This window comes from Pseudoroseomonas cervicalis, assembly GCF_030818485.1.
GTDB lineage: Bacteria > Pseudomonadota > Alphaproteobacteria > Acetobacterales > Acetobacteraceae > Pseudoroseomonas > Pseudoroseomonas cervicalis_A.
On sequence record NZ_JAUTAJ010000004.1, the window covers coordinates 1,767,372 to 1,791,342 of the forward strand.

A 23,971-nucleotide genomic window follows, 5' to 3' on the forward strand; every position below is an offset into this window, starting at 1 on the left:
CCGCCATCACCGTCGCCGGCGCCCAGGGGCATCTGGAGCTGAACGTGTTCAAGCCGGTGATCATCCACGCCACGCTGCAATCCGTGGCGCTGCTGGCGGACGCCGCCGAGAGCTTCGCCCACAACATGGTGGACAAGCTGGAGCCGAACCTGCCACGCATCGCCGAGAACCTGGCGAAGTCGCTGATGCTGGTGACGGTGCTGAACCCCAGGATCGGCTATGACAAGGCGGTGCAGACGGCGAAGCTGGCCCTGGCCGAGAATCTGACGCTGCGCGACGCCGCCGTGCGGCTGGGCCATGTGACGCCGGAGCAGTTCGATGCCTGGGTGCGGCCGGAGCTGATGGTCACACCGGGCGCCACGCTGGATGGGGCGGGATGACCGGACGACATCTGCTGAAGCGCTCCTTCACCCTGGCCGGGCACCGCACCAGCGTGGCGCTGGAAGCGCCCTTCTGGTCGGTGCTGGAAGGCCTGGCCAGGGCGGAGGGCATCACCCTCTCCGCCCTGGTGCAGCGCATCGACGCGGCGCGGGCCGAGCCCGATCTGCCGCTGGCCAGCGCCCTGCGGGTCGAGGCGCTGCTGAAGCGGCCCTGAGGCGCCGCGCCGGCGGCCCCTTCAGCGCGCCGCGCGCCAGCGCAGCCATTCCGCCAGCTCCGGCACCCGCCGCGGCGCCGGCAGCGGGCCGATCAGCCGCAGGCCGAAGGCCGGTGCCTCGCCCTCCTGCGCGGCCATCAGCAGATCCATGCCGCGCCGCGCCAGATCGACCTCGCCCGATAGCGCGATCAGCGGCGCCTCGGCCACCGCCATGCGGCCATTCTCCAGCACCGCCCGGCCATTCTCCAGCCGCAGCCCCAGCTCCGCCGCCTCGAAGGCGGTGGCACCGTCGGACAGCGCTGCGCGCAATCCGGCCTCGGCCGAGGCCAGGCTGTCGCGGGCCGAGGCCTCCAGCGCGGCGCGCCAATCGGCCCCCGCCAGCACGCCATCGCGCAGCGCCACGCGGCCGGTGCCGCCGAGGGTGGCCAGCAGCGCCGCCGGGCTGAAGCCGGTGGCGCGCAGATCGGCCTCGGCATCCAGCCTGCCGCCGGTCAGGTCGACCGGCAGGCCGGTCAGCGGCGCGGCCAGGGACAGCCCCTCCAGCCGGCCCTGCAGGGCGAGGCCCGGCGGGGTGGCGCCGCCCTCCAGCCGCAGCTGGCCGGCGAAGCGGCCGCCCATCAGCTGCAGTTGCAGCCCCTCCAGCGACAGGCTGCGCTGGCGCAGCCGCAGCGTGGCGGCGACCGGGCCGATGGCGGCGAAGCCCGCCGGCTCCAGGCTCTGCGCCGCCAGCGCCAGCTCCGCCTCCCAGCCCTCCAGCGCGTCCAGCGGCAGCGGCTCGCGCGAGGCGAGGTCGGGCCAGGGCAGCGGCAGCCGCTCCGCCGCCAGCCGGCCGGACAGGCGCGGCACGCCATTGGGGCGCGACAGGGTCAGCTGCCCGCCCAGCCGCAGCCCGGCGGCGACCAGGTCGAAACTCTCCGCCGACAGCTCCTGCGGCCCCAGCGCCAGGCTGGAGACCAGGGAGAGCGAGCCCTCCCCCAGCCAGGGCGGCGGGGCCAGGCCGAAGCCCTCGGCCAGCAGGCGCGGCGCGCCGGGGTGGCGCAGCGTCAGCGTCCCCGCATAGCGCGGCGCGGTGAGGTCGAGGCTGCCCTGCGCCTCGGCCCGCACATCGCCGAAATCGAGCCCGGCGCGCAGCACCAGGGCGTTGACCGGGCCGCTGCCGGCGGCGCGCAGGGCCAGCCCGGCGCCGGCCAGCGGCACCTGATCCGGCCAGGGGCCGGGCAGCAGCGCCAGCAGCGGCGCGGCGCTGGGGCTGCTGACCTCCAGCGCGACATCGGCCAGCCGCGGCAGGGCCGGGTTGCCGGCGGGGGCGCCGGCCTGGCCGCCCGCCTGGCCCCCGCCACCCTGGCCCCCCGCCTGGCTGCCCTGGGCGCCGCCGAAATGCAGCACGCCGGAGAGGCTGACATCGCTCTCGGCGACGCGCCCCGACAGGCGCCGCGCCGTCACCCGGCCATTCTCCAGCGAGGCATCGGCGGAGAGGCCCTGGATCGGGATGCCGTTCCAGCTGGCCCGCTCGGCCGAGAGGCGCAGATTGGCGTCGAGCCCGGCCAGGCGCTGCTGCAGCCCGGCCCAGCCCAGGCCGCGCAGCGTGCCGGGGGCCAGCCAGCCATCCAGCGGCAGGCTCTCCAGCGTCAGGCCGAGGCCGAGCGCCGGGCGGCTGCCGAAGCGCCACACCCCGGCGCCGGAGACCCGGCCGCCATCCAGCGTCGCGGTGAATTCCGGCACCGCCGCCTGGGCCTCGTCCAGCACCAGGCGGAAACGCCCCTCGCCCTGGCGCAGCCGGGCCGGGTCGGCGCCCTCCAGCGGCAGGCCGAGCGCCAGCAGCGTGGCGCGCAGCGTGGCGCCGCGGAACTGCACCGCCGCCTCCAGCCGCCCCGGCGGCGCCGGGTTCTGGTTCTGATTTTGAGTCTGGCCCTGCCCCGGCCCCTGCCCCTGGCCCTGCCCCTGGGGCGCCGCGGCGCGGGCGGTGGTGGTGGTGCCGGAGAGCTCGATCTCGGTCTCGCCCGGCAGCACGGCGCCGACATCGGAGAGCGTCAGCCGGTCGCCTTCCAGGAAGGCGGCGCCGCGCAGCCGGCGCAGCGTCAGGCCGCGGAACCCCGCCGCCTCGGCCGAGAGGTCGAGGCCGAAGGGCAGCGGCAGGGTGCCGGCGCCGCGCAGCGCGGCCAGCCAGGGATCCAGCTCCACCCGCCCGGTGACAAGGGCGAGATCCAGCCGCGGCATCGGCGCCAGGCGCAGCGTGGCGACCCCGCGCGCCGGGCTGCCGCCGAGATCGAGCGCCAGCTCATCCGCCGTCAGCAGATCGGCGCTGGCGGCGAGCCGCCCGCGCAGGCGGAAACTGCCGGCCGGCGCCGGCAGCAGCGCCGAGAGGTCGCTGCCGCCGCCCTGCAGCGTGCCCTCGAAGCCGCCCTCCGGCAGCAGCACCCCGCTGGCCGAGGCCGAGGCGCGGGCGCCGGAGACGGTCAGCGCCAGCGGCGCGATGCCGTCCCAGCCGGCGCGGCCCAGGGTGGTGTCGAATTCCAGATCGGTCTGCCGCCAGCGGAACCGGCCCTGGATGCGCAGCGCCTCGCTGGCCGAGGCGGCGGCGAGGTCGGCCTCCACCCGCTCCAGCACCAGCTGGCCGATGGTGACGCGCGAATCCTGGATGCGGCCCTGCAGCCCGGTCAGCCAGGGCGGCGGGCGGAAGGGCTGGCCGCCGGCCGGCACGGGCGGCCAGGGCAGGCGGATCTCGGCGCCGACCAGCGCCACCTCGCGCGGCTCCAGCCGCAGCCGCAGCAGCGCCGGCAAATCGAGCCGCAGCCGCAGCGCGCGGGCGCGGATCGAGATGTCGTCCTCCGGCCCGCCGATGGTGACGCCGCCGGCCTCCAGCATGGGCTGCGGCAACAGGGTGAGCTGCACCGGCCCGGCCAGAGTGACGCGTTGGCCGAGGCGGCCGGCGGCCAGGATGGCCAGCCGGTCGCGATGCTCGTTCCAGTCGGTCAGGCGCGGGCCGTACCACAGCCCGGCCAGCACCAAAGGCGGCAGCGCCAGCAGCGCGGCCAGCAGCGCGCGCCTGCCGCGCCGCCCCCCGGCCGGCGGTTGCGCGCCCGCCTCCGCCATCAGCCCGCGGCCTGGCCCCAGCCGCCGCCGCCCGGGGTCTCGAGGCCGAGCACCTCGCCCGCCGCCAGCTCGGCCCGGTCGCGCCCGCCCATGGGCTGGGTGCTGCCATCCAGCCGCTCCACCCATTGCCGGCCGGGCGCGCCATCGGCGCCGCCCTGCAGCCCATGCGGCGGCACCTCGCGCCGGGAGGCGACGATGATGGCCTGCATCGGCCGCAGGAAGCGGATGCGCCGCCGTGCCCCGTCGCCACCGCGCCATTGCCCGGCACCGCCGGAGCCGCGGCGGATCGAGAATTCCTCAAGGCGGACGGGGTAGCGCAGCTCCAGGATCTCCGGGTCGGTCATGCGGGTGTTGGTCATGTGCGTCTGCACCGCGGAGGCGCCGCCGAAGCCGGGCCCGGCGCCGACGCCGCCGCAGACCGTCTCGTAATACTGGTACTGGTCGTCGCCGAACAGCAGGTTGTTCATCGTGGCCTGGGCGCCGGCGCAGGCGCCGAGCGCCGCGAGCAGCGCATTGGCGGTGGCCTGCGACACCTCGGTGTTGCCGGCGACCACCGCCGCGCCGGGGCGCGGCGCCAGGAAGGAGCCCTCCGGCACGATGATGTCGAGCGGCACCAGGCAGCCATCATTCAGGGGAATATCCTCCCCCACCAGGCAGCGGAAGCAGTAGAGCACCACGGCGCGGGTGACGGCGGGCGGCGCGTTGAAATTGCCCGTGCGCTGCGGCGCGGTGCCGGTGAAGTCGATGGCCGCGCGGCGGGCGGCGCGGTCGACCCGCACGGCGACGTGGAGCGGCGCGCCATCATCCATGGTGTAGTGGAATGCGCCATCGGCCAGGCGGTCCAGCACCTGGCGCACCGCCTCCTCGGCATTGTCCATGACATGGCCCATATAGGCCCGCACGGTGGCCAGGCCGAACTGGGCGATGGCGCGGCGCAGCTCCTGCACCCCGGTCTCGTTGGCGGCGATCTGCGCCTTGATGTCGGCGACATTCACATCCGGCGAGCGCGCCGGGTATCTGGCGCCCGAGAGCAAAGCGCGGAACTCGGCCTCCCGGAACTCCCCGCCATCCACGAGAAGAAAATCGTCGATGACGACGCCTTCCTCCTCCAGCGTCCTCGATTCGGGGGGCGTCGAGCCCGGCGTCAGCCCGCCGATATCCGCGTGGTGCCCGCGGCTGCCGACAAAGAACAGGATTTCTTCCTGGTTCTCATCGAAGACGGGGGTGATGACGGTGACGTCGGGCAGATGCGTGCCGCCATTATAGGGGTTGTTCAGCGCCACCACATCGCCCGGCTTCAGCGTCGCGCCACGGCTGTCGATGACGGTGCGTACGCTCTGCCCCATGGCGCCGAGATGCACCGGCACATGCGGCGCATTGGCCACCAGCCGGCCTTGCGCATCAAAGATGGCGCAGGAGAAATCCAGCCGTTCCTTGATGTTCACGCTGAGAGAGGTGTTCTGCAGGACGGTGCCGGTCTGCTCGGCGATGCTCATGAACAGGTTGTTGAACAGCTCCAGCAGCACCGGGTCGGGCCGCGCGGCCTGGCCCGGCTCCACCACCGCCTGCGGGCGCGGCGCGGTGCGGCGCAGGATCATGTGGTTCAGCGCCGTCACCTCGGCGGTCCAGCCGGGCTCGACCACCGTGGTCGCATTGCGCTCGCGGATCAGCGCGGGGCCGGCGATGCGGTCGCCGGCGCGCAGCGCGTCGCGGTCCAGCACCGGCGCGTCCTGCGCGGCGCCGCCGGTGAACAGCGCCACCTGGTCCACCGCCTGCGGCGTGCCGCCGGCGTCGCGCGGGGCGAGGCCGGGCTCACGCACCGCCTCGCCGGGGGCGATCACCTCGACCACGCAGGCCTCGACCAGCACCGGGCGCTCCGGCGTCGCGAAGCCGAAGCGGCGGCGATGCGCCTCGGTGAAGGCCGCCAGCACCGCGTCATGCGGGCCGAAGGGCACGGGCAGGAAGCTGTCGGTGCCGGCATAGCGCAGATGCAGGCGCGGCTCGGCGCGCAGGGCGGCGGGGTCGGCGCCCTGGGCCTGCAGCGCGGCGCGGCCCTCGGCCTCCAGCGTGGCGATGCGCTCGGCCAGGCCGTCCATCGCCTCCGGAGAAAACTTCGCCTCGATGGCGGCTTCCTGGATCACGCTCTGGTCGGCCAGCCCCATGCCATAGGCGGAGAGCACGCCGGCGAAGGGGTGGATGAACACCGTCTCCATGCCGAGCTCATCGGCCACCAGGCAGGCATGCTGGCCGCCGGCGCCGCCGAAGCATTGCAGCGCGTGGCTGGCCGGGTCGTGGCCCTTCTGGATCGAGACCTGCTTGATCGCCTGCGCCATGTTGGCGACGGCAATGCGCAGGAAACCCTCGGCCACGGCGCGCGGGTCCTGCGGGGGCTGGCCGGTGGCGGCGGCGATCTCCTGGGCGAGGGCCGCGAATTTCTCCCGCACCACCTCGGCATCCAGCGGTTCGTCGCCATTGGGTCCGAAGATGGGCGGGAAATGCGCGGGCTGGATCTTGCCCACCATCACATTGGCGTCCGTCACGGTCAGGGGCCCGCCGCGGCGGTAGCAGGCCGGGCCGGGCACGGCGCCGGCGCTCTCCGGGCCGACGCGGAAGCGGGCGCCGTCGAAGGACAGGATGGAGCCGCCGCCCGCCGCCACCGTGTTGATCGCCATCATCGGCGCGCGCATGCGCACGCCGGCCACCACCGTCTCGAAGGCGCGTTCGAAGGCGCCGGCATAGAGGGCGACATCGGTGGAGGTGCCGCCCATGTCGAAGCCGATGATCTTTTCCAGATCGGCCATGGCCGCGGTGCGGGCGGCGCCGACGATGCCGCCCGCCGGGCCGGACAGGATGGCGTCCTTGCCCTGGAATTTTTCCGCCAGCGTCAGCCCGCCGGAGGATTGCATGAAATACAGCGGCACGCCGGGCAGCTGCCCGGCCACCTGCTGCACATAGCGGCGCAGGATCGGCGAGAGATAGGCATCCACCACCGTGGTGTCGCCGCGCGGCACGATGCGCGGCAGCGGCGAGGCCTCATGGCTGAGGCTGACCTGGCTGTAGCCGATCTCGCGGGCGATGGCCCCGAGCCGCTGCTCATGCTCCGGCGCCAGCCAGGCATGCATCAGCACGATGGCCACCGCGCGGAAGCCCTCCTCGAAGCCCTTCCGCAATTCGGCGCGGGCGGTGGCCTCGTCGAGCGGCTCGATCTCCGCCCCGTCGGCGGCGATGCGGCCGCCGATCTCGACGGCGCGCTCATGCAGCAGCTCGGGCAGGCGGATATCGAGGTCGAAGAGCCGCGGCCGCGCCTGGTTGCCGATGCGCAGGGCGTCGGCGAAGCCGCGATTGACCAGCAGCAGCACCCGCTCGCCCTTGCGCTCCAGGAGCGCGTTGGTGGCCACCGTGGTGCCCATCTTCACCGCCTCGATCGTGCCTTGGGGGATCGGCGCGCCCTCCTCCAGGCCGAGGCAGGCGCGGATGCCGGCGACGGCAGCGTCGCGGTAGCGGCCCGGATTCTCCGAGAGCAGCTTGTGGGTGGAGAAGCGCCCCTCGGGGTCGCGCGCCACGATGTCGGTGAAGGTGCCGCCACGGTCGATCCAGAACTGCCAGCCCGCCATCTGCCCTGTTCCTTCTGCTGTCGCCGCCGACGTTGACGATTTACCGATAAATCGTCAACGTTCCCGCATGAGCACGCCGCCGCATCCGATCGTCTCCGCCGCGCATCTGGCGCAGGGCGCCGCCCCGGCGCTGTCGGAGGTGGAGTATGGGCTGAACATCCTGGGCGCGGCCTATCACCGCTGGATGGTGCGCTGCGCCACGGCGGCCGGCCAGCCCGGCCTCTCGGCGCTGGAGGTGGTGGTGGTGAACACCATCCGCCACCGCGACCGGCCGAAGCGCCAGGCGGAGATCGCCCTCGCGCTCGCCATCGACGACGCGCATCTGCTGACCTACGCCCTGCGCAAGCTGGAGCGGCTGAGGCTGATCGCCTCCACCCGCCAGGGCAAGGAGAAGGTGGTGCGGGTGACCGAAGCCGGCCAGGATTTCTGCGCCCGCTACACCGCGATCCGCGAGGCGGCGCTGGCCGGGCCGGTGGCCAGCCATGGCCCGGACCCGGCCCGGCTGTCGGAGCTGGCGGCGCTGCTGCGCAGCCTGTCCGGCCATTACGAGCAGGCGGCGCGGGCGGCGGCGACCTTCTGAGCGGCCAGGATCCCCCATCCGCAGGACGGCCAGATACCCCGCCCGGAGAAGGGAAAAGCCGCGTGGCGCGGACATAGGCCGGAAAGCGGCCGCGTGATATCGTGGCCGGGAAGGACCAGCGAGACAGGGCCGCGATTGAGCATCTGGGGCAAGATACTGGGCGGCGTGACCGGCTTCGCCATGGGCGGGCCGTTCGGCGCGGTGGTCGGCGCGGCGCTCGGCCATGCGGCCGATGAGGGCAACACCAAGACCCCCGAGCTCGATGCCCGGCCGGAGGCGCTGTCCCGCATCACCAACCGGGACCAGCTCTTCTCGATCGGCGTCATCGTGCTCTCGGCCAAGCTGGCCAAGAGCGACGGGCCGGTGAAGCGGGAGGAGATCGACGCCTTCAAGCGCGCCTTCCGCATCCCGGCCGAGAACCAGCGCGAGGTCGGGCTGCTGTTCGACAAGGCGCGCGAGGATGCCGGCGGCTACGAGCCCTTCGCCGCCCGCATGGGCGAGGCCTTCGCCGACAACAAGCCGATGCTGGAGGAGGTGCTCTCCGCCCTGCACCACATCGCCCGCGCCGACGGGCCGATGACGCGGGGCGAGGCGATCTTCCTGGCGCGCGTCCGCCAGGGCTTCGGCCTGGACGATGTCAGCGCCGAGCGCGCCAGCAGCGGCCGCACCCCGCTCGGCCAGCCGGAACTCTCCGACCCCTATGAGGTGCTGGGCGTGGCCCGCGGCGCCAGCGACGAGGAGGTGCGCCAGGCCTGGCGCAAGCTGATGCGCGAATACCATCCCGACCTGATGGCGGCGCGCGGCGTGCCGGAGCCGCTGATCCGCCGCGCCTCGGAGAAGGTGGCCGAGATCAACGCCGCCTGGGACCGCATCAAGCGGGAGCGCGGGCTGTGAGCGGCCAGGCCGCCGGCCTGCCCCCGCGCCTTCCCGACCCGCCGGAGGACCGCCTCGGCCTGCGCGAGCGGCCGAGCCCGAACCATGATGCGCGGCCCGAGGGCGTGCCGATCGACACGCTGGTGCTGCACTACACCGGCATGCAGAGCGCCGAGGCGGCGCTGGACCGGCTCTGCGACCCCTCGCCGCCGGCGCCGCTGCCGCCGGTCTCCTGCCATTATCTGGTGGAGGAGGATGGGCGGATCTGGCGGCTGGTGCCGGAGGCGCGGCGCGCCTGGCATGCCGGGCAATCCTTCTGGCGCGGCCACACCTTGCTGAATGCCCGCAGCATCGGCATCGAGATCGTCAATCCCGGCCATGAATGGGGCTACCGCCCCTTCCCCGCTTTGCAGATGGCGGCGGTGGCCGAGCTCTGCCTCGACATCCTGGCGCGCCACCCGATCCCGGCGCGCAATGTGGTGGGCCATAGCGACATCGCCCCCGACCGCAAGCAGGACCCGGGCGAGCTGTTCGACTGGGAAGGGCTGGCGGCGCTCGGCATCGGCCTCTGGCCCGCCGGCGGCGGCGGGCTGGCCGGGGCCGAGCGGCCGGCGGCGCCCGCCGGTGCCGCCGCGCGCGCGGCCGAGCTGCTGGGGCGAATCGGCTATCCGCTGGACCCGGCGCGGCCGGAGCTGGCGATCGCCGCCTTCCAGCGCCATTGGCGGCAGGAGGCGGTCACCGGCCAGCCCGATTCCGGCACGCTGGCCCGCATGGCGGCGGTGGCGGCGCTGGCCGAATCCGGCTGAGGCGCCGCGCCGCCCCTCCGGCATGGGATGGCGCCCCACCGGAGACGGTTCCGCCCCCCTTCATGGGATTTCATGGGCCGATCGCCGCCCCGCCGCCGCGAATCCACAAAAAACCGCCGCCCTGCCATTGACCCGGCCGGGCCGGGGGCGCAGATCGGCGCCGCGTCAGACGGCCGGGCGGCCGCTGGTCCTGGGCTGGTTCCAGGGCTGGAGGAAAGTCCGGGCTCCACGGGAATACGGTGCTGGTCAACGGCCAGCGGGGGCGACCCCAGGGAAAGTGCCACAGAAATCAGACCGCCAGCCCGGTTCGCCGCGCTGGTAAGGGTGAAACGGTGCGGTAAGAGCGCACCGCGCCCCTGGCAACAGGGGCGGCACGGTAAACCCCACCGGGAGCAAGGCCGAATAGGGGTGGCCGGCGGGAGTTCCGCAAGGGACTCGACCGCGGGGACGTTCCCGTCCCGCCATCCGGGTTGGCCGCGAGAGGCATGTCGCGAGGCATGTCCCAGAGGAATGGTCGCCCCATACCGCCGGCATGGCCGGTGGGATGGACAGAACCCGGCTTACAGGCCGCCTGACGCACTTCCTTTTCAAAGCCTGAATGCAAAACAGATGACACAGAGCCGGCACTCTGTGCCCTAAAATCCTGTTTTCTCTGAGTTTGACATAAGGGCGAGCCAGGGTTTTGCCCTTGCCGCCCAACTTCAACCCATGATATCCCACGTCATCCCATGAACGATCTCTTTGCTCGGGGGGGCGAAGGATCCGTGAACGGGATGGTCGGGTGAGCCGGCGGGGTCGGGGGGCCCCGCCGGCCGCTTTCCCGGTCAGCGACTGTGATCACCGCCGCAGGGGGACAGGGCGGCATCGATGACCCGGTTCATGGGCACCCATACCAATCGGCTGGACCGCAAGGGGCGGGTGTCCGTCCCTGCGCCCTTCCGCGCGGAGCTGGCCCGGCTGGGGACCGAGGAGATCGTCCTCCGCCCTTCCCACCGCATGGCCTGCGTCGAGGCCTGGCCGATGAACGCCTTCGAGGCGATGGCTGGCGGCATCGACCAGTTCGACGTCTTCTCCGACGCCCAGGACGACATGGCCGCAGCCCTTTTCGCCGATGCCTGGCCGATGCGCCCCGATGCCGAGGGCCGCATCCTGCTGCCCGAGGAGCTGATCGCCCATGCCGGCCTGGCCGAGACCATCGCCTTTGTGGGCCTCGGCCGCATCTTCCAGCTCTGGGAGCCGGCGGCGGCGAAGCGCCGCACCGAGGAGGCCCGGGCGCGTGCCCGCGAGCGCGCCCTGACCCTGCCCGGCACCGCCGCCGCCCCGCGCCCCGCCATGGGAGGCGAATTGTGAGCGGCCATCTTCCCGTCATGCTGGCCGAGGTGCTGGACAACCTCGCCCCGCGCGCGGGCGGCGCCTATGTCGACGGCACTTTCGGCGGCGGCGGCTATGCCCGCGCCATCCTGGAGCGCGCCGACTGCACCCTCTACGCCTTCGACCGCGACCCGGACGCCATCGCCCGCGGCCAGGCGCTGCTGGCCGAATTCCCGGACCGGCTGACGCTGATCGAGAGCCGCTTCGGCGCGATGCGCGAGGCGCTGGCCGAGCGCGGCGTCGCCACGGTGGATGGGGTGGTGCTGGATCTCGGCGTCTCCTCCTTCCAGCTCGACCAGGCGGAGCGCGGCTTCTCCTTCCGCTTCGACGGTCCGCTGGACATGCGGATGGAGAAGGCCGGGCCCTCGGCCGCCGATCTGGTGAACCAGCTGCCCGAGACGGAGCTGGCCGACATCCTGTGGCGCTTCGGCGAGGAGCGGCATTCCCGCCGCATCGCCCGCACCCTGGTCAATGCGAGGCGCGAGGCGCCGATCGAGACCACCGGGCGGCTGCGCAGCCTGATCCATTCGGTGATGCCGCGCGACCCCTCCGGCATCGACAGCGCGACGCGCTCCTTCCAGGCGCTGCGGCTGAAGGTGAATGACGAGCTGGGCGAGGTGGAGCGCGGGCTGGAGGCGGCGGCGGCGCTGCTGGCGCCGGGCGGCCGGCTGGTGGTGGTGGCCTTCCATTCGCTGGAGGACCGCATCGTCAAGCGCTTCATGCAGCAGGCCGCCGGGCGTGGCCCCGGCGCCTCGCGCCACGACCCGTCCGCCCTGCTCGGCGGCGCCGAGAAGCCGCGCTTCCGGCTGGTCGCCAACAATGCCCTTCGCCCGGGGGAGGCCGAGCTCTCGGCCAATCCCCGCGCCCGCTCCGCCCGCCTGCGGACTCTTGAGAAACTGGAGACGGCCTGATGTTCCGCCCCCTGACCGTGGTCGCCATTGCCGCCTTCAGCCTGGTGGGCTGGCACGTCTACCGGGCGGAGGAAGCGGCGACGCAGCTGGACCGTGAGCTGCGCGACCTGAACCGGCGGATCGAGCAGGCGCGCGAGCGCAGCCAGGTGCTGCGCGCCGAATGGGCCCTGCTGAACGAGCCGGAGCGGCTGCGCCAGGTGGCGCAGACGCATCTGCCGCTCGACACCATGACGCCGGCGCAATTCGTCCGGCTGGCCGATCTGGAGCGGCGCCTGCCGCAGGCGGTGGCCTTTGCCGGGCCGGTCAGCCTGTTCGGCTCCGCCCCCACCGCGCTGGCGGCGGCCAAGCCCGGCGCCGTGCCGGCGCAGCCGCAGGGCCAAGCCCAGACCGCCCAGGCCGGCCAGCCGCAGCCGGGCAATGCCCAGGCCAGCGCCGCCGCCACCGCCGCCCTGGCCGCCGCCGCCGCGACCCGCCTGGCCAGCCGCGCCGAGCCCATCCGCAGCGAGCCGGCCCGCACCGAACCGGCGCGCGCCGAGGTCGCCCGCCCGGCGCCGCGCCCCGCCGAGCCGGCCCGCACCGAGACCGCCCGCGCCGAGCCCCGTCCGGAGGCCCGCCCCGCCGCGCCGGAGCGCCAGGCGGTGGCGCTGGCCGCCAGCCGCGCCGAGGCGCCGCGCCGCGCCCCGGCCACGCCGGTCGCCGCCGCCCCGGCGCCCGCCAGTCCCGCCGCCACCCCGGCCCCGCTGCGCGCCGCCGCGCCGGTGCGCGCCCCGGCGCCCGCCCCCAGCCCGATGCTGGCCGAAACCACGCCGCGCCCGCAGGGCGGGCTGCTGCGCACCGCGGCGCATCTGCCGCTGGGCCGTGCCGTCGCCGCCCCGGTCCCCGGCGGCTCGGCGCTCGGCATGGCCTCCTCCGGCGCGCTGGCGCCGCCGGTGCCGCTGGCCGCCCCGGTGCCGGTGGCGCCCGGCGCCTGGGCGCGGTGAGGCGGCGATGACCCATCTGCCGCCCCCCTCCCCCGATTCGCCGCCGCTGCGCCGCCCGGCCGGCCCGCCGCCGGCCGATTACGGCGCCACCGCCGCCCCCGGCGTGACGGTGCGGGTGACGCAGCCCGACCTCGCCCGCCGCGCCCAGCTGGAGCGCAGCCGCGGCCGGCTGGTGGTCGCCGCGCTGGGCTTCGGCGCGCTGTTCCTGGCCGTCGCCATGAAGGCCACCTGGTCCACGGTGATCGCGCCCGCCGAGCCGAAGCGGCTGAACGCCGCGGTGCGCGCGCTGCAGCCGCCGGCGGCGCATGCCGCCAGCCGCGCGCCGATCACCGACCGCAATGGCGAGATCCTGGCGATCTCCCTGCCGGTCACCGCGCTGGTGGCCAATCCGCGCGTCATCCCGAACCCGGCCGAGGTCGCCGACAAGCTGCGCACGGTGATGCCGCAGCTGGACCGCGAGCGGCTGGTCGAGCGGCTCTCGGGCGATCGCGGCTTCGTCTATGTCGCCCGCGCGCTGACGCCCCGCGAGCAGCAGGGCGTCATCAACCTCGGCATCGCCGGCCTGGATTTCGAGGAGGCGGAGCGCCGCTACTACCCGCAGGGCCGCGCCGCGGTGCATGTGCTGGGCAATGTCGATGTCGACGGCAACGGCATTTCCGGCATCGAGCGCCGCTTCGACGAGCAGCTGCGCACCGATCGCGGCACGCCGCTGCGGCTGTCGATCGATGTGCGGGTGCAGCTGGCCATGCGCGACGCGGTGAACCAGGCGATCAACGACTTCAACGGCATCGGCGGCGCGGGTGTGGTGCTCGACATCAACACCGGCGAGGTCGTCGCCATGGTCAGCCTGCCGGATTACGACGCCGGCGATATCGGCGGCGCGACGCCCGACCAGCGCTTCAACCGCGTCACCGTCGGCGTCTATGAGCCGGGCTCGACCTTCAAGCTGTTCACCGCCGCCGCCGCGCTGGAATACGGCACGGCCAATGTCTACAGCTCGACCTTCGACGCCTCGCGCCCGATCCGCTATGGCCGCTTCACGATCAGCGACTACAAGGGCAAGAATCGCTGGATCACCTTCCCCGAGATGCTGGCCTATTCGTCCAATCTCGGGGCGGCGCACATGGCCGCGACCTTCGGGCCGCAGCGCCAGCGCGAATTCCTCCAGCGCGCCGGCATGCTGTCGCGCCAGCAGATCGAGCTGCCCGAGACCGCCCTGCCGCTGGTGCCGCCGGCCAATGCCTGGCGCGACATCAACATGTACACGATCTCCTTCGGCCACGGCATCAGCGTGACGCCGCTGCATGTGGTGACCGGGGCGGCGGCGATCGCCAATGGCGGCATCCTGCGCCAGCCGACGCTGCTGGCCCTGCCGCCCGGCGCGCAGCGCGAGGGCACCCGCATCATCAGCGAGCGCACCAGCGAGATCATGCGCCGGCTGATGCGCCTGGTCGTCACCGACGGCTCGGCGCGCGGCGCCGAGGTGCCGGGCTATTTCGTCGGCGGCAAGACCGGCACGGCGCAGAAGACCGGGCCGCATGGCGGCTACCTGATGAACAAGCGCATCGCTGCCTTCGTCGGCGCCTTCCCGATCCAGGCGCCGCGCTACGCGCTCTACGTCATGGTCGACGAGCCCTCGCCCAATGCCCGCAGCCATGGCTACGCCACGGCGGGCTGGGTGGCCGCCCCCGCCGCCAACACGGTGATCAGCCGCATCGCGCCGATCCTCGGCCTGGTGCCGGAGGATCCGGCGAATCCGGCGATCATCGCCGCCACCTCGATCCCGCTGCAGCCGGGGCGCGGGCCGCGCCCCTCCGGCGCGCCCGCCACCGCCGCCGCACCGGGCAGCACCGGCGGCGTCGCGCCGGCCGCCAGCCGCCCCGCCGCGCAGCCGCCGCGCACCGCGCCGGCCCGCCCCGCCCAGGGCAATGCCCCGGCCGGCAATGCGCCCGCCAGCGCCCCCGCCCCGCGCGGCGGCGGCGATGCCGCGCCGCCGGTGGTGCCGCGCGGGCTGATGCCGATCCCGGCCAGCCCGGGCGCGCTGCCGCCGCCGGTGCCGCTGCGCCTGACCTCCGCGGAGCCGGTCCATGCGCCTCGATGACCTGCTGCGCCGCGCGCCGGACGCCCATCCGGCCCGCGGCGGCGGCACGCCGGGCGGGCTCGACATCGCCGGCCTGACCGCCGACAGCCGGGCCGTGCAGCCCGGCTTCCTGTTTGCCGCCCTGCCCGGCGCCCGGTTCGACGGGCGCGACTACATCGCCGACGCCGTGGCGCAGGGCGCCAGCGCCATCCTGGCGCCCGAAGGCACCGACTGGCCGCCCGGCGTGCCGCCGCGCCCGCTGCTGACCGACCCCGACCCGCGCCGCGCCCTGGCGCGCATGGCCGCCGCCTTCCATGGCCAGCAGCCGGCCATCGCGGTCGCCGTCACCGGCACCAATGGCAAGACCAGCACGGTCGATTTCCTGCGCCAGATCTGGACCCTGGCGGGGTGCAAGGCGGCCTCGCTCGGCACGCTCGGCCTGCGCGCCCCGGGCTTCCCGGAGACGCCGACCCAGACCACCCCCGACCCGGTGGCGCTGCATGCGACGCTGGCCGGGCTGGCCCGCGCCGGCGTGCAGAAGGTGGCGCTGGAGGCCTCCTCGCACGGGCTGGAGCAGCGCCGGCTGGACGGGCTGCGGCTGACGGCGGCCGGCTTCTCCAACCTGACGCGCGACCATCTTGACTATCATGGCGGCATGGCGGCCTATGCGGCGGCCAAGCTGCGGCTGTTCGACACGCTGCTGGACCAGGGCGACGGCGCCGTCGCCAATGCCGACATGGCGCCCGAGATGCTGGAGGCGCTGCGCGCCGTGGCCCGCCGCCGGCATCTGCGGCTGGCGACGGTGGGCGAGGCCGGCGAGGCGATCCGCCTGCTGCGCCACACGCCGCGCCCGGATGGCCAGGCGCTGGAGCTGACCATCTATGGCCGCCGCGCCGAGCTGCTGCTGGCGCTGCCCGGCCGCTTCCAGGCGGACAATGTGATGCTGGCCGCCGGCCTCGCCGTCTCCGCCGGCATGGCCGCCGACACGGTGGCCGGGCTGCTGCCGCGCCTCGCCGGCGTGCGCGGCCGCATGGAGCTGGCCGCCCGGCTGCCGGGCGGCGCCGCGGTCTATGTCGACTACGCCCACACCCCGGATGCGCTGGAGCGGCTGCTGACCGCGCTGCGCCCGCATGCCGAGGGGAAGCTGCATGTCATCTTCGGCGCCGGCGGCGACCGCGATGGCGGCAAGCGCCCGCTGATGGGCGAGGTGGCGTCGCGCCTGGCCGACCACGCCATCCTGACCGACGACAACCCCCGCAGCGAGGACCCGGCCGCGATCCGCGCCGCGGTGCGCGCCGGCATGACGGGCGGCGCCGCGATCACCGAGATCGGCGACCGCGCGGCGGCGATCGCGGCGGGGCTCGCGGCGCTCGGCCCCGGCGATGTGCTGGCGGTGGCCGGCAAGGGGCATGAGCCGGGCCAGACCATCCAGGGCGTCACCCACCCCTTCGACGATGCCGAGACGGTGCGCCGCCTGGCCGGGGTGGCGGCATGAGCGCGCCGCTCTGGACCTCCGCCGAGCTGAACCAGGCCACCGGCGGCACCTGCCCGGAGGGCCTGGAGATCCGCTCGGTCGGCATCGACAGCCGCGCCACCGGCCCGGGCGAGCTGTTCGTGGCGCTGCGCGACGCCCGCGACGGGCATGATTTCGTGGCCGATGCGCTCTCGCGCGGCGCCGCCGCCGCGCTGGTCGACCGCGACCCGCCGGGCGTCGCCGCGGATGCACCGCTGCTTCGGGTGGCCGAGACGCTGGCCGGGCTGCAGGCCCTCGGCGCCGCGTCGCGCGCCCGCAGCACTGCCCGCATCGCCGCCATCACCGGCTCGGTCGGCAAGACCACCACGAAGGAGATGCTGCGGCACGGGCTGTCGGCCCTGGCGCCGACCCATGCGGCGGTGGCCAGCTACAACAACCAATGGGGCCTGCCGCTGACGCTGGCCCGCATGCCGCGCGACGCCGCCTATGGCGTGCTGGAGATCGGCATGAACCATCGCGGCGAGATCGCGCCGCTGGCGCGCCTCGCCGCGCCGCATGTCGCCGCCATCACCACGGTGGAGGCCGCGCATATCGGCCATCTCGGCTCGCTCGAGGAGATCGCCGAGGAGAAGGCCGACATCATGCAGGGGCTGGCGCCGGGTGCGCCGGTGGTGCTGCCGCGTGATTCTTCCAGTTTCCCGGCCCTGGCGCGCCGGGCCGAGGCGGCCGGGCTGCGCGTGATCACCTTCGGCGCCGACGCCGCGTCCGATTACCGCCTGCTCGGCTACCGGGGCGCCCCCGAATCCGGCATGGCGACGCTCTCGCTGCGCGGCACGGAAGCAACGCTGGCGCTGGCCGCCCCGGGGCGGCATCTGGCGCTGAACGCGCTGGCCGCCATCGCGGTGGCCGAGGCGCTGGGCGCCGACCGGGCCGGCTTCCTGGCCGCATTAACGGAATTTCGTCCGGGCGCCGGGCGCGGCGGGCGGGTGATGCTGGACCTGCCCGGTGGATCGGCCCTGCTGATCGATGACAGCTATAATGGCCAGCCCCCGGCGATGCGCGCCGGGCTCGGCGTGCTGGGCAGCCAGATTCCGGGCCCCGGCGGGCGCCGCATTGCTGTCCTGGGGGACATGCGGGAGCTCGGCGAACATGGCCCCGCGCTGCACGCATCCCTGCTCCCGGATGTGCTGGCGGCGGCGGATATGGTATTTTGCTGCGGTGCACTGATGCGCGGCCTGTTTGACGCCCTGCCGGAGAACCGGCGGGCTGCGCATCGGGACAGCAGCGATGAACTGGCCCCGCTGGTGCGGCAGGCCGTGCGTCCGGGCGATGTCATTCTGGTCAAGGGGTCCCTGGGCAGCCGCATGGCGGTGGTGGTCCGGGCCCTGGCATCGGCGGCGCCGGCTGGGGAAGCCGCGCCGCACGAAGGGGCGCATTCATGATCTTCAACCTCCTGTCCTCGCAGCCGGACGGGTTCATCCTGTTCAACCTGTTCCGCTACGTGACCTTCCGGGCGGGTGCTGCGTGCATGACGGCGCTGTTCATCAGCCTGTTCTTCGGCCCCGCCGTGATCCGCTGGCTGAAAAGCTTCCAGAATGGCGGCCAGCCGATCCGCACCGACGGGCCGGATTCCCACCTGCTGACCAAGAAGGGCACGCCCACCATGGGCGGCGTGCTGATCCTGCTGGGGCTGACGATCTCCACCCTGCTCTGGGCCGATCTGCGCAACGGCTTCGTCTGGGCGGTGCTGCTGGTGACGCTGGGCTATGGCGCGCTGGGCTTCTGGGATGACTGGCTGAAGGTCACCAAGCGCAACACCAAGGGCGTCTCCGGCAAGACCAAGCTGGTGGTGCAGGCGGGCGTGGGCCTTGTCGCCGCCCTCTGGATCACCGCGCTGATGCCGGGCGCGCTGGCCGGCAAGCTGGCCATGCCGGTGTTCAAGGACGCGCTGATCCATTTCGGCATGCTGTTCCCGCTGGTCGCCATGCTGGTGATGATGGGCGCCTCCAACGCGGTGAACCTGACCGACGGGCTGGATGGCCTGGCCACCGTGCCGGTGATGCTGGCGGCCGGCGTGTTCGGGCTGATCTCCTACCTGGTGGGCAACCGCCTCTTCGCCGAATACCTGCAGCTGAACGGCGTGCCCGGCACGGCGGAGCTCGCCGTGTTCTGCTCGGCGCTGATCGGCGCGGGGCTCGGCTTCCTCTGGTTCAACGCGCCGCCGGCCAAGGTCTTCATGGGCGACACCGGCAGCCTGTCGCTGGGCGGCGCGCTGGGCGCGGTCGCCGTCGCCACCAAGCATGAGATCGTGCTGGCCATCGTCGGCGGGCTGTTCGTGGTGGAGACCGTCTCGGTCATCATCCAGGTCTTCTGGTACAAGCGCACCGGCAGGCGCGTCTTCCTGATGGCGCCGCTGCACCACCATTTCGAGAAGAAGGGCTGGGCCGAGCCCACCATCGTGATCCGCTTCTGGATCATCGCCATGATCCTGGCCCTCGTCGGCCTCAGCACGCTGAAGATCCGCTGAGATGAGCGGCGCCGCCCCCACCCCTCCTGGCTTCCGCCCCTTCGCCGGCCAGCGCCTGGCGGTGGTCGGGCTCGGCCGGGCCGGGCTGCCGGCGGCGCGCCGCCTGGCGGAATGGGGCGCCGAGATCCTGTGCTGGGATGATGGCGAGGCCGCGCGCGAGGCCGCCTCGGCCGAGGGGCTGCCGGTCGGCGACCCGGCGGCCCTGGCCGGCTTCCCCTTCGACGCGCTGCTGCTCTCCCCCGGCATCCCGCATCTTCTGCCGCGCGCCCATCCGGCGGCGGCGGCGGCGCGGGCGGCCGGCGTGCCGGTGCTCTGCGATGCCGAGCTGCTCTACCGCGCGGTGCGCGCGGCCGGCAGCGCGGCCCGCTTCGTCGGCATCACCGGCACCAATGGCAAGTCCACCACCACCGCCCTGCTGCACCATCTGCTGGCCCGCGCCGGCCGCAATGTCGCGGTGGGCGGCAATCTGGGCCCGGCGGCCATCGGATTGCCGATTCTCAACCAGGACGGGATTTATGTCCTGGAAATGTCCAGCTACATGCTGGAGCGGCTGGCGGAGCTGCGATTCGACCTTGGCGTCATGCTGAACCTGACCCCGGACCATATCGACCGGCATGGCGACATGGCGGGCTATGCCGCGGCCAAGGCGCATCTCTTCGATCGCCAGGGCGCGGGCGACCTTGCCATCATCGGCATGGACGATGAATGGGGGCCGCGCTTCGCCGAGGGCCGCGCCGCGCGGGTGGTGCCGATCTCCGGCCACGCGCCCCAGCCGGGCGGCGTCTGGGCCGAGGGGCGGCTGCTGCGCGACGCGCAGGGGCCGATCGCCGATCTGGAGCGCGCCGCCGCCCTGCCCGGCCCGCACAATGCGCAGAACGCCGCCGCCGCGGTCGCCGCCGCCCTCGCCCTCGGCCTGGGGCGGGCCGAGATCGCCGCGGGGCTTGCCAGCTTCCCCGGCCTGCCGCACCGGCAGGAGCGGGTCGGCACCCGCGCCGGCATCCTCTTCGTCAATGACAGCAAGGCCACCAATGCCGACAGCACCGCCCCGGCGCTGTCGAGCTATGACCGGGTGGTGTGGATCGCCGGCGGCGTGCCGAAACAGGGCGGGATCGAGGGGCTGGCGCCGCTGTTTCCGCGCATCGCCCGCGCCGTGCTGATCGGCCAGGCGGCGGAGGATTTCGCCGCGACCCTCTCGCGGCACGGCATCCCGGCCGAGATCGCCGGGACGCTGCAGGACGCGGTGCCGGCCGCCTTCGCCGCCGCCCGCGCCGAGGGGGTGGGCACCGTGCTGCTCTCCCCCGCCTGCGCCAGCTTCGACCAGTTCAGCGGCTTCGAGGCGCGCGGCGACGCGTTCCGCGCCCTTGTCGCCGCCTTGCCGGAGGATGCGTGATGGCCCTGTCCCGTGCCGATACCTCGGTGCTCGGCCGCTGGTGGTGGACGGTCGACCGCTGGACCCTGGCGGCGCTGCTCTCCCTGGTGGGCTTCGGCTATGTCATGCTGCTGGCGGCGAGCCCGGGTGTCGCCGAGCGCATCGGCGCCTCCTCGCGCGACCTGTTCATCCTGAAGCAGGTCTTCTTCCTGGCGCTGGCCACCGGCGCCATGGTCGTCATCTCGCTCTTCTCGGTGAAGCAGGTGCGGCGCCTGGCGCTGCTGGGCTTCGCCGTGGCGCTGCTGATGACCATGGCGACGCTGTCGATCGGCGTCGAGATCAAGGGCGCGCGGCGCTGGCTGCACCTGCCGGGCATGACGCTGCAGCCCTCGGAATTCCTCAAGCCCTGCTTCGCCGTCGTCGCCGCCTGGCTGCTGGCCGAGGCGCGCAGCCTGGGCTGGCGCGCGACCCTCGGCGCCTGCGCCCTGTTCCTGGTGGTCGCCGCGGTGCTGGTGAAGCAGCCCGATATGGGCATGCTGGTGGTGGTGGGCTCGGTGTTCTGCGCCCAGCTCTTCGTCGCCGGCATCAACATGGTGCTGGTGGCCGGCTGCGGCATCGCCGGCATCATGGGCGGCATCGGCGCCTATTTCGTGCTGCCGCATTTCCGCAGCCGCATCGACCGCTTCCTCGACCCCGCCTCGGGCGACACCTACCAGGTGCAGGTGGCGATGGAGGCCTTCGGCCATGGCGGGCTGCTGGGTGTCGGCCCCGGCGAGGGCCGGCTGAAGGCGATGCTGCCCGACGCCCATGCCGATTTCGTCTTCGCCGTCGCCGGCGAGGAATTCGGCCTGATCCTCTGCATCCTGATCCTGGCGCTGTTCGGCTTCGTGGTGCTGCGCGGCCTGCTGCGGCTGCTGGGCGAGAAGGACATGTTCACCATCCTGGCCGCCACCGGGCTGCTGACCCAGTTCGGCCTGCAGGCCTTCATCAACATGGGCTCGGCGCTGCACCTGATCCCGACCAAGGGCATGACGCTGCCCTTCATCTCCTATGGCGGTTCCTCGGTGGTGGCCGTCGCGCTCGGCATGGGCATGCTGCTGGCGCTGACAAGGCGGCGCCTGGCGCGGATGGAGGAGGAATGAGCCCCCCCATCGTCATCGCCGCCGGCGGCACCGGCGGGCATTTCTTCCCGGCCGAGGCGCTGGCGGCCGAGCTGCTGCGCCGCGGCCACCGCATCGCGCTGATGACCGATGCCCGCAGCGCCGACTATTCCAGCCCGGCCTTCGCCGATGCCGAGCGTTTCGTGCTGCGCGGCGCGGGGCTGGCCGGGCGCGGGCTGCAGCGCGCCGCCAAGGGCGCCCTGGCGCTGGCCGCCGGCACGCTGCAGGCGCGGCGCATCCTGGCGCGCCTCAGGCCGCAGGCGGTGGTGGGCTTCGGCGGCTATCCTTGCGTGCCGCCGCTGCTGGCCGCGCGCAGCCTGGGCGGGCGGCGCCCGGCCACCATCCTGCACGAGCAGAACGCGGTGCTGGGCCGCGCCAACCGGCTGCTGGCGCGCGGCGCCGACATGCTGGCGCTGTCCTTCACCGACACCAGCCGCATCCCGGCCGGCACCCGCACCGCTTTGGTCGGCAATCCGGTGCGCCCGGCGCTGGCCGCGCTCGCCGGCCAGGGCTTCACCGCGCCGCAGGGGCCGCTGCGGCTCTTCGTCATCGGCGGCAGCCTGGGCGCGCGCATCTTCTCCGATGTGGTGCCGGCGGCCATCGGCCTGCTGGCCGCGCCGCTGCGCACGCGGCTCTCCATCGTGCAGCAATGCCGCATCGAGGATTTGCCGCGCGTGCGCGCCGCCTATGAGGCGCTGGGCGTGCCGGCGGAGCTCGCCCCCTTCTTCGGCGATGTCGCCGGGCTCTATGGCACGGCGCATCTGGTGATCGCCCGCGCCGGCGCCTCGACCGTCGCCGAACTCGCCTGCGCCGGGCGGCCCGGCATCCTGGTGCCGCTGCCCTCTGCCATCGACGACCACCAGAGCGCCAATGCCAGGGCGCTCGCCGCCAGCGGCGCCGCCGTGGTGATGCCGCAGCCCGGCTGCACGCCGGAGGCGCTGGCCGGTCAGCTCGCCGCGCTGCTCGGCGACCCGGCGGCGCTGGCCGCCGCGGCCGAGGCCGCCGCGCGCCTGGCCGCGCCGGATGCCGCGTCGCGGCTGGCCGACCTCGTTCTCTCCCGCGCCGAAGCGCGCCGTCCTCAGGAAGTCTCGTGATGCGCGCCCTGCCGCTCAATATCGGTCCCATCCACTTCGTCGGCATTGGCGGCATCGGCATGTCGGGCATCGCCGAGGTGCTGCACAATCTCGGCTACCAGGTGCAGGGCAGCGACATCGCCGAGGGCTACAATGTCGAGCGGCTGCGCGCCGCCGGCATTCCGGTGACCGTCGGGCACGATGCCGGCAATCTGGGCGCCGCGCAGGTCGTCGTCACCTCGACCGCGGTGAAGCGCGACAACCCCGAGGTGGTGGCCGCCCGCCAGCGGCTGATCCCGGTGGTGCGCCGCGCCGAGATGCTGGCCGAGCTGATGCGCCTGAAATGGGGCATCGCCATCGGCGGCACCCATGGCAAGACCACGACGACCTCGCTGGTGGCCACCGTGCTGGAGGCGGCGAAGCTCGATCCCACCGTCATCAATGGCGGCATCATCAACGCCTATGGCACCAACACCCGCCTCGGCGAGGGCGACTGGATGGTGGTCGAGGCGGATGAGAGCGACGGTTCCTTTCTCCGCCTGCCCGCCGTCGCCGCCGTGGTCACCAACATGGACCCCGAGCATCTCGACCATTGGGGGACCGAGGAGGCGATGAAGCAGGGCTATGCCCAGTTCGTCGGCAATATTCCTTTCTATGGTTTCGCCGTGCTCTGCGCCGACCATCCCAATGTCCAGGCGATGATCCCGCATATCGACCGGCGGCTGATCACCTATGGCTTCTCGCCCCAGGCGGATGTGCGGGCCGAGCGGCTGATCACCGACCGCATGGGCGCCACCTTCGAGGTGACGGTGCAGGACCGCCTCACCGGGCGCAGCCGCAGCCTAAAGCCGATGCGCCTGCCGATGCTCGGCCAGCACAATGTGCAGAACGCGCTGGCCGCCATCGCCGTCGGCATCGAGATGGATATCGACGAGGGCACGATCCGCTCCGCCCTGCTCGGCTTCAAGGGCGTCAAGCGCCGCTTCACCCGGGTGGGCGAGGTGAATGGCGTGCAGATCATCGATGATTACGGCCACCACCCGGTGGAGATCGCCGCCGTGCTGAAGGCCGCCCGCCAGGCCGGGGCGCGCGACGTCATCGCCGTGGTGCAGCCGCACCGCTATTCGCGGCTGAAGCAGCTCTTCGAGGAATTCTGCCAGTGCATGAATGACGCCGGCACGGTGATCGTGGCCGATGTCTATGCCGCCGGCGAGCAGCCCATCCCCGGCGCCGATCGCGATTCCCTGGTGGACGGGCTGCGCGCGCATGGCCATCGCAGCGTCGTCCCCCTGCCGGGGCCGGACAGCCTGCCGGAGATGATCAACGCCATCGCCAAGCCGGGCGACTATGTCGTCTGCCTCGGCGCCGGCAACATCACCGCCTGGGCGCATGCGCTGCCGGAGAAGCTCTCCGCCCTGCAGCCGCGCGGGCCGCGCATCGCCGGAAGCCGGGGATGAGCCGCGCC

Annotated in this window: 18 protein-coding genes and 1 other RNA gene; 17 read left to right on the forward strand and 2 right to left on the reverse strand. The window is 73.7% G+C overall.

The window, feature by feature from the left end; all coding sequences use genetic code 11:
- Nucleotides 1-185 precede the first annotated feature (185 nt).
- Both QE401_RS23085 and QE401_RS12140 read left to right on the forward strand, forming a co-directional pair.
- The gene (locus QE401_RS23085) at nt 186-380 is read left to right on the forward strand and encodes a hypothetical protein (protein WP_475638102.1); all 195 of its coding nucleotides are present in this window, start codon (nt 186-188) and stop codon (nt 378-380) included.
- Nucleotides 377-595, forward strand: coding sequence for a ribbon-helix-helix domain-containing protein (locus tag QE401_RS12140; RefSeq protein WP_307138456.1), 219 nt, complete (start codon nt 377-379; stop codon nt 593-595). The genes QE401_RS23085 and QE401_RS12140 overlap by 4 nt, the downstream gene beginning before the upstream one ends.
- Nucleotides 596-616: 21 nt before the next feature.
- Here the strand turns inward: QE401_RS12140 and QE401_RS12145 are convergent, their stop codons facing one another.
- Entirely contained in the window at nt 617-3,688 is a 3,072-nt protein-coding gene (locus tag QE401_RS12145) for an AsmA family protein (RefSeq protein ID WP_307138457.1), read from the reverse strand.
- Entirely contained in the window at nt 3,688-7,302 is a 3,615-nt protein-coding gene (locus QE401_RS12150; protein WP_307138458.1) for a hydantoinase B/oxoprolinase family protein, read from the reverse strand. Before QE401_RS12150 ends, QE401_RS12145 begins: the two co-directional genes overlap by 1 nt.
- Nucleotides 7,303-7,369: 67 nt before the next feature.
- Here QE401_RS12150 and QE401_RS12155 point away from each other — a divergent pair, with 67 nt between their 5' ends.
- The 15 genes from QE401_RS12155 (at nt 7,370) to murC (ending at nt 23,963) form a co-directional block, all read left to right on the forward strand.
- Complete coding sequence (locus QE401_RS12155) at nt 7,370-7,882, forward strand: winged helix DNA-binding protein (RefSeq protein WP_307138459.1); 513 nt, start codon at nt 7,370-7,372, stop codon at nt 7,880-7,882.
- A 135-nt stretch (nt 7,883-8,017) separates the two neighbouring features.
- The gene (locus QE401_RS12160; protein WP_307138460.1) at nt 8,018-8,776 is read left to right on the forward strand and encodes a TerB family tellurite resistance protein; all 759 of its coding nucleotides are present in this window, start codon (nt 8,018-8,020) and stop codon (nt 8,774-8,776) included.
- Nucleotides 8,777-8,835: 59 nt separating this feature from the next.
- Nucleotides 8,836-9,561, forward strand: a complete 726-nt coding sequence (locus QE401_RS12165) for an N-acetylmuramoyl-L-alanine amidase (RefSeq protein WP_475638103.1) — start codon at nt 8,836-8,838, stop codon at nt 9,559-9,561.
- 165 nt (nt 9,562-9,726) lie between these two features.
- An RNA gene (gene rnpB / locus QE401_RS12170) (RNase P RNA component class A) lies at nt 9,727-10,140 on the forward strand.
- Between the two features lie 288 nt (nt 10,141-10,428).
- Nucleotides 10,429-10,911 carry a division/cell wall cluster transcriptional repressor MraZ gene (mraZ, locus tag QE401_RS12175; RefSeq protein ID WP_307138461.1) on the forward strand — a complete coding sequence of 161 codons (483 nt, stop codon included), beginning with the start codon at nt 10,429-10,431 and terminating at the stop codon, nt 10,909-10,911.
- Entirely contained in the window at nt 10,908-11,843 is a 936-nt protein-coding gene (rsmH, locus tag QE401_RS12180) for a 16S rRNA (cytosine(1402)-N(4))-methyltransferase RsmH (protein WP_307138462.1), read from the forward strand. The genes mraZ and rsmH overlap by 4 nt, the downstream gene beginning before the upstream one ends.
- Nucleotides 11,843-12,823 carry a cell division protein FtsL gene (gene ftsL, locus QE401_RS12185; RefSeq protein ID WP_307138463.1) on the forward strand — a complete coding sequence of 327 codons (981 nt, stop codon included), beginning with the start codon at nt 11,843-11,845 and terminating at the stop codon, nt 12,821-12,823. The genes rsmH and ftsL overlap by 1 nt, the downstream gene beginning before the upstream one ends.
- Nucleotides 12,824-12,830: 7 nt before the next feature.
- A complete protein-coding gene (locus QE401_RS12190) occupies nt 12,831-14,924 on the forward strand; it encodes a peptidoglycan D,D-transpeptidase FtsI family protein (RefSeq protein WP_307138464.1) in 2,094 nt (697 codons plus the stop codon).
- A complete protein-coding gene (locus QE401_RS12195; protein WP_307138465.1) occupies nt 14,911-16,398 on the forward strand; it encodes a UDP-N-acetylmuramoyl-L-alanyl-D-glutamate--2,6-diaminopimelate ligase in 1,488 nt (495 codons plus the stop codon). Before QE401_RS12190 ends, QE401_RS12195 begins: the two co-directional genes overlap by 14 nt.
- A complete protein-coding gene (locus QE401_RS12200) occupies nt 16,395-17,819 on the forward strand; it encodes a UDP-N-acetylmuramoyl-tripeptide--D-alanyl-D-alanine ligase (protein WP_307138466.1) in 1,425 nt (474 codons plus the stop codon). The genes QE401_RS12195 and QE401_RS12200 overlap by 4 nt, the downstream gene beginning before the upstream one ends.
- On the forward strand, nt 17,816-18,904 hold the full coding sequence (gene mraY, locus QE401_RS12205) for a phospho-N-acetylmuramoyl-pentapeptide-transferase (protein WP_307138467.1): 1,089 nt from the start codon (nt 17,816-17,818) through the stop codon (nt 18,902-18,904). The genes QE401_RS12200 and mraY overlap by 4 nt, the downstream gene beginning before the upstream one ends.
- A gap of 1 nt (nt 18,905) precedes the next feature.
- Nucleotides 18,906-20,294 carry a UDP-N-acetylmuramoyl-L-alanine--D-glutamate ligase gene (murD, locus tag QE401_RS12210; RefSeq protein ID WP_307138468.1) on the forward strand — a complete coding sequence of 463 codons (1,389 nt, stop codon included), beginning with the start codon at nt 18,906-18,908 and terminating at the stop codon, nt 20,292-20,294.
- Nucleotides 20,291-21,415, forward strand: a complete 1,125-nt coding sequence (locus QE401_RS12215) for an FtsW/RodA/SpoVE family cell cycle protein (protein ID WP_475638086.1) — start codon at nt 20,291-20,293, stop codon at nt 21,413-21,415. The genes murD and QE401_RS12215 overlap by 4 nt, the downstream gene beginning before the upstream one ends.
- Nucleotides 21,412-22,527, forward strand: coding sequence for an undecaprenyldiphospho-muramoylpentapeptide beta-N-acetylglucosaminyltransferase (gene murG, locus QE401_RS12220; RefSeq protein ID WP_307138470.1), 1,116 nt, complete (start codon nt 21,412-21,414; stop codon nt 22,525-22,527). Before QE401_RS12215 ends, murG begins: the two co-directional genes overlap by 4 nt.
- Nucleotides 22,527-23,963, forward strand: a complete 1,437-nt coding sequence (gene murC, locus QE401_RS12225) for a UDP-N-acetylmuramate--L-alanine ligase (protein ID WP_307138471.1) — start codon at nt 22,527-22,529, stop codon at nt 23,961-23,963. The genes murG and murC overlap by 1 nt, the downstream gene beginning before the upstream one ends.
- Nucleotides 23,964-23,971 lie beyond the last annotated feature (8 nt).

Excerpts from the sequence above, each read along its gene's own strand:
- QE401_RS23085 (WP_475638102.1), top strand. The coding sequence starts at position 186 with ATGCTGGTGACGGTGCTGAACCCCAGGATCGGCTATGACAAGGCGGTG.
- QE401_RS12140 (WP_307138456.1), top strand. The coding sequence starts at position 377 with ATGACCGGACGACATCTGCTGAAGCGCTCCTTCACCCTGGCCGGGCAC.
- QE401_RS12145 (WP_307138457.1), bottom strand. The coding sequence starts at position 3,688 with ATGGCGGAGGCGGGCGCGCAACCGCCGGCCGGGGGGCGGCGCGGCAGG.
- QE401_RS12150 (WP_307138458.1), bottom strand. The coding sequence starts at position 7,302 with ATGGCGGGCTGGCAGTTCTGGATCGACCGTGGCGGCACCTTCACCGAC.
- QE401_RS12155 (WP_307138459.1), top strand. The coding sequence starts at position 7,370 with ATGAGCACGCCGCCGCATCCGATCGTCTCCGCCGCGCATCTGGCGCAG.
- mraZ (WP_307138461.1), top strand. The coding sequence starts at position 10,429 with ATGACCCGGTTCATGGGCACCCATACCAATCGGCTGGACCGCAAGGGG.
- ftsL (WP_307138463.1), top strand. The coding sequence starts at position 11,843 with ATGTTCCGCCCCCTGACCGTGGTCGCCATTGCCGCCTTCAGCCTGGTG.
- QE401_RS12190 (WP_307138464.1), top strand. The coding sequence starts at position 12,831 with ATGACCCATCTGCCGCCCCCCTCCCCCGATTCGCCGCCGCTGCGCCGC.
- QE401_RS12195 (WP_307138465.1), top strand. The coding sequence starts at position 14,911 with ATGCGCCTCGATGACCTGCTGCGCCGCGCGCCGGACGCCCATCCGGCC.
- QE401_RS12200 (WP_307138466.1), top strand. The coding sequence starts at position 16,395 with ATGAGCGCGCCGCTCTGGACCTCCGCCGAGCTGAACCAGGCCACCGGC.
- mraY (WP_307138467.1), top strand. The coding sequence starts at position 17,816 with ATGATCTTCAACCTCCTGTCCTCGCAGCCGGACGGGTTCATCCTGTTC.
- murD (WP_307138468.1), top strand. The coding sequence starts at position 18,906 with ATGAGCGGCGCCGCCCCCACCCCTCCTGGCTTCCGCCCCTTCGCCGGC.
- murG (WP_307138470.1), top strand. The coding sequence starts at position 21,412 with ATGAGCCCCCCCATCGTCATCGCCGCCGGCGGCACCGGCGGGCATTTC.
- murC (WP_307138471.1), top strand. The coding sequence starts at position 22,527 with ATGCGCGCCCTGCCGCTCAATATCGGTCCCATCCACTTCGTCGGCATT.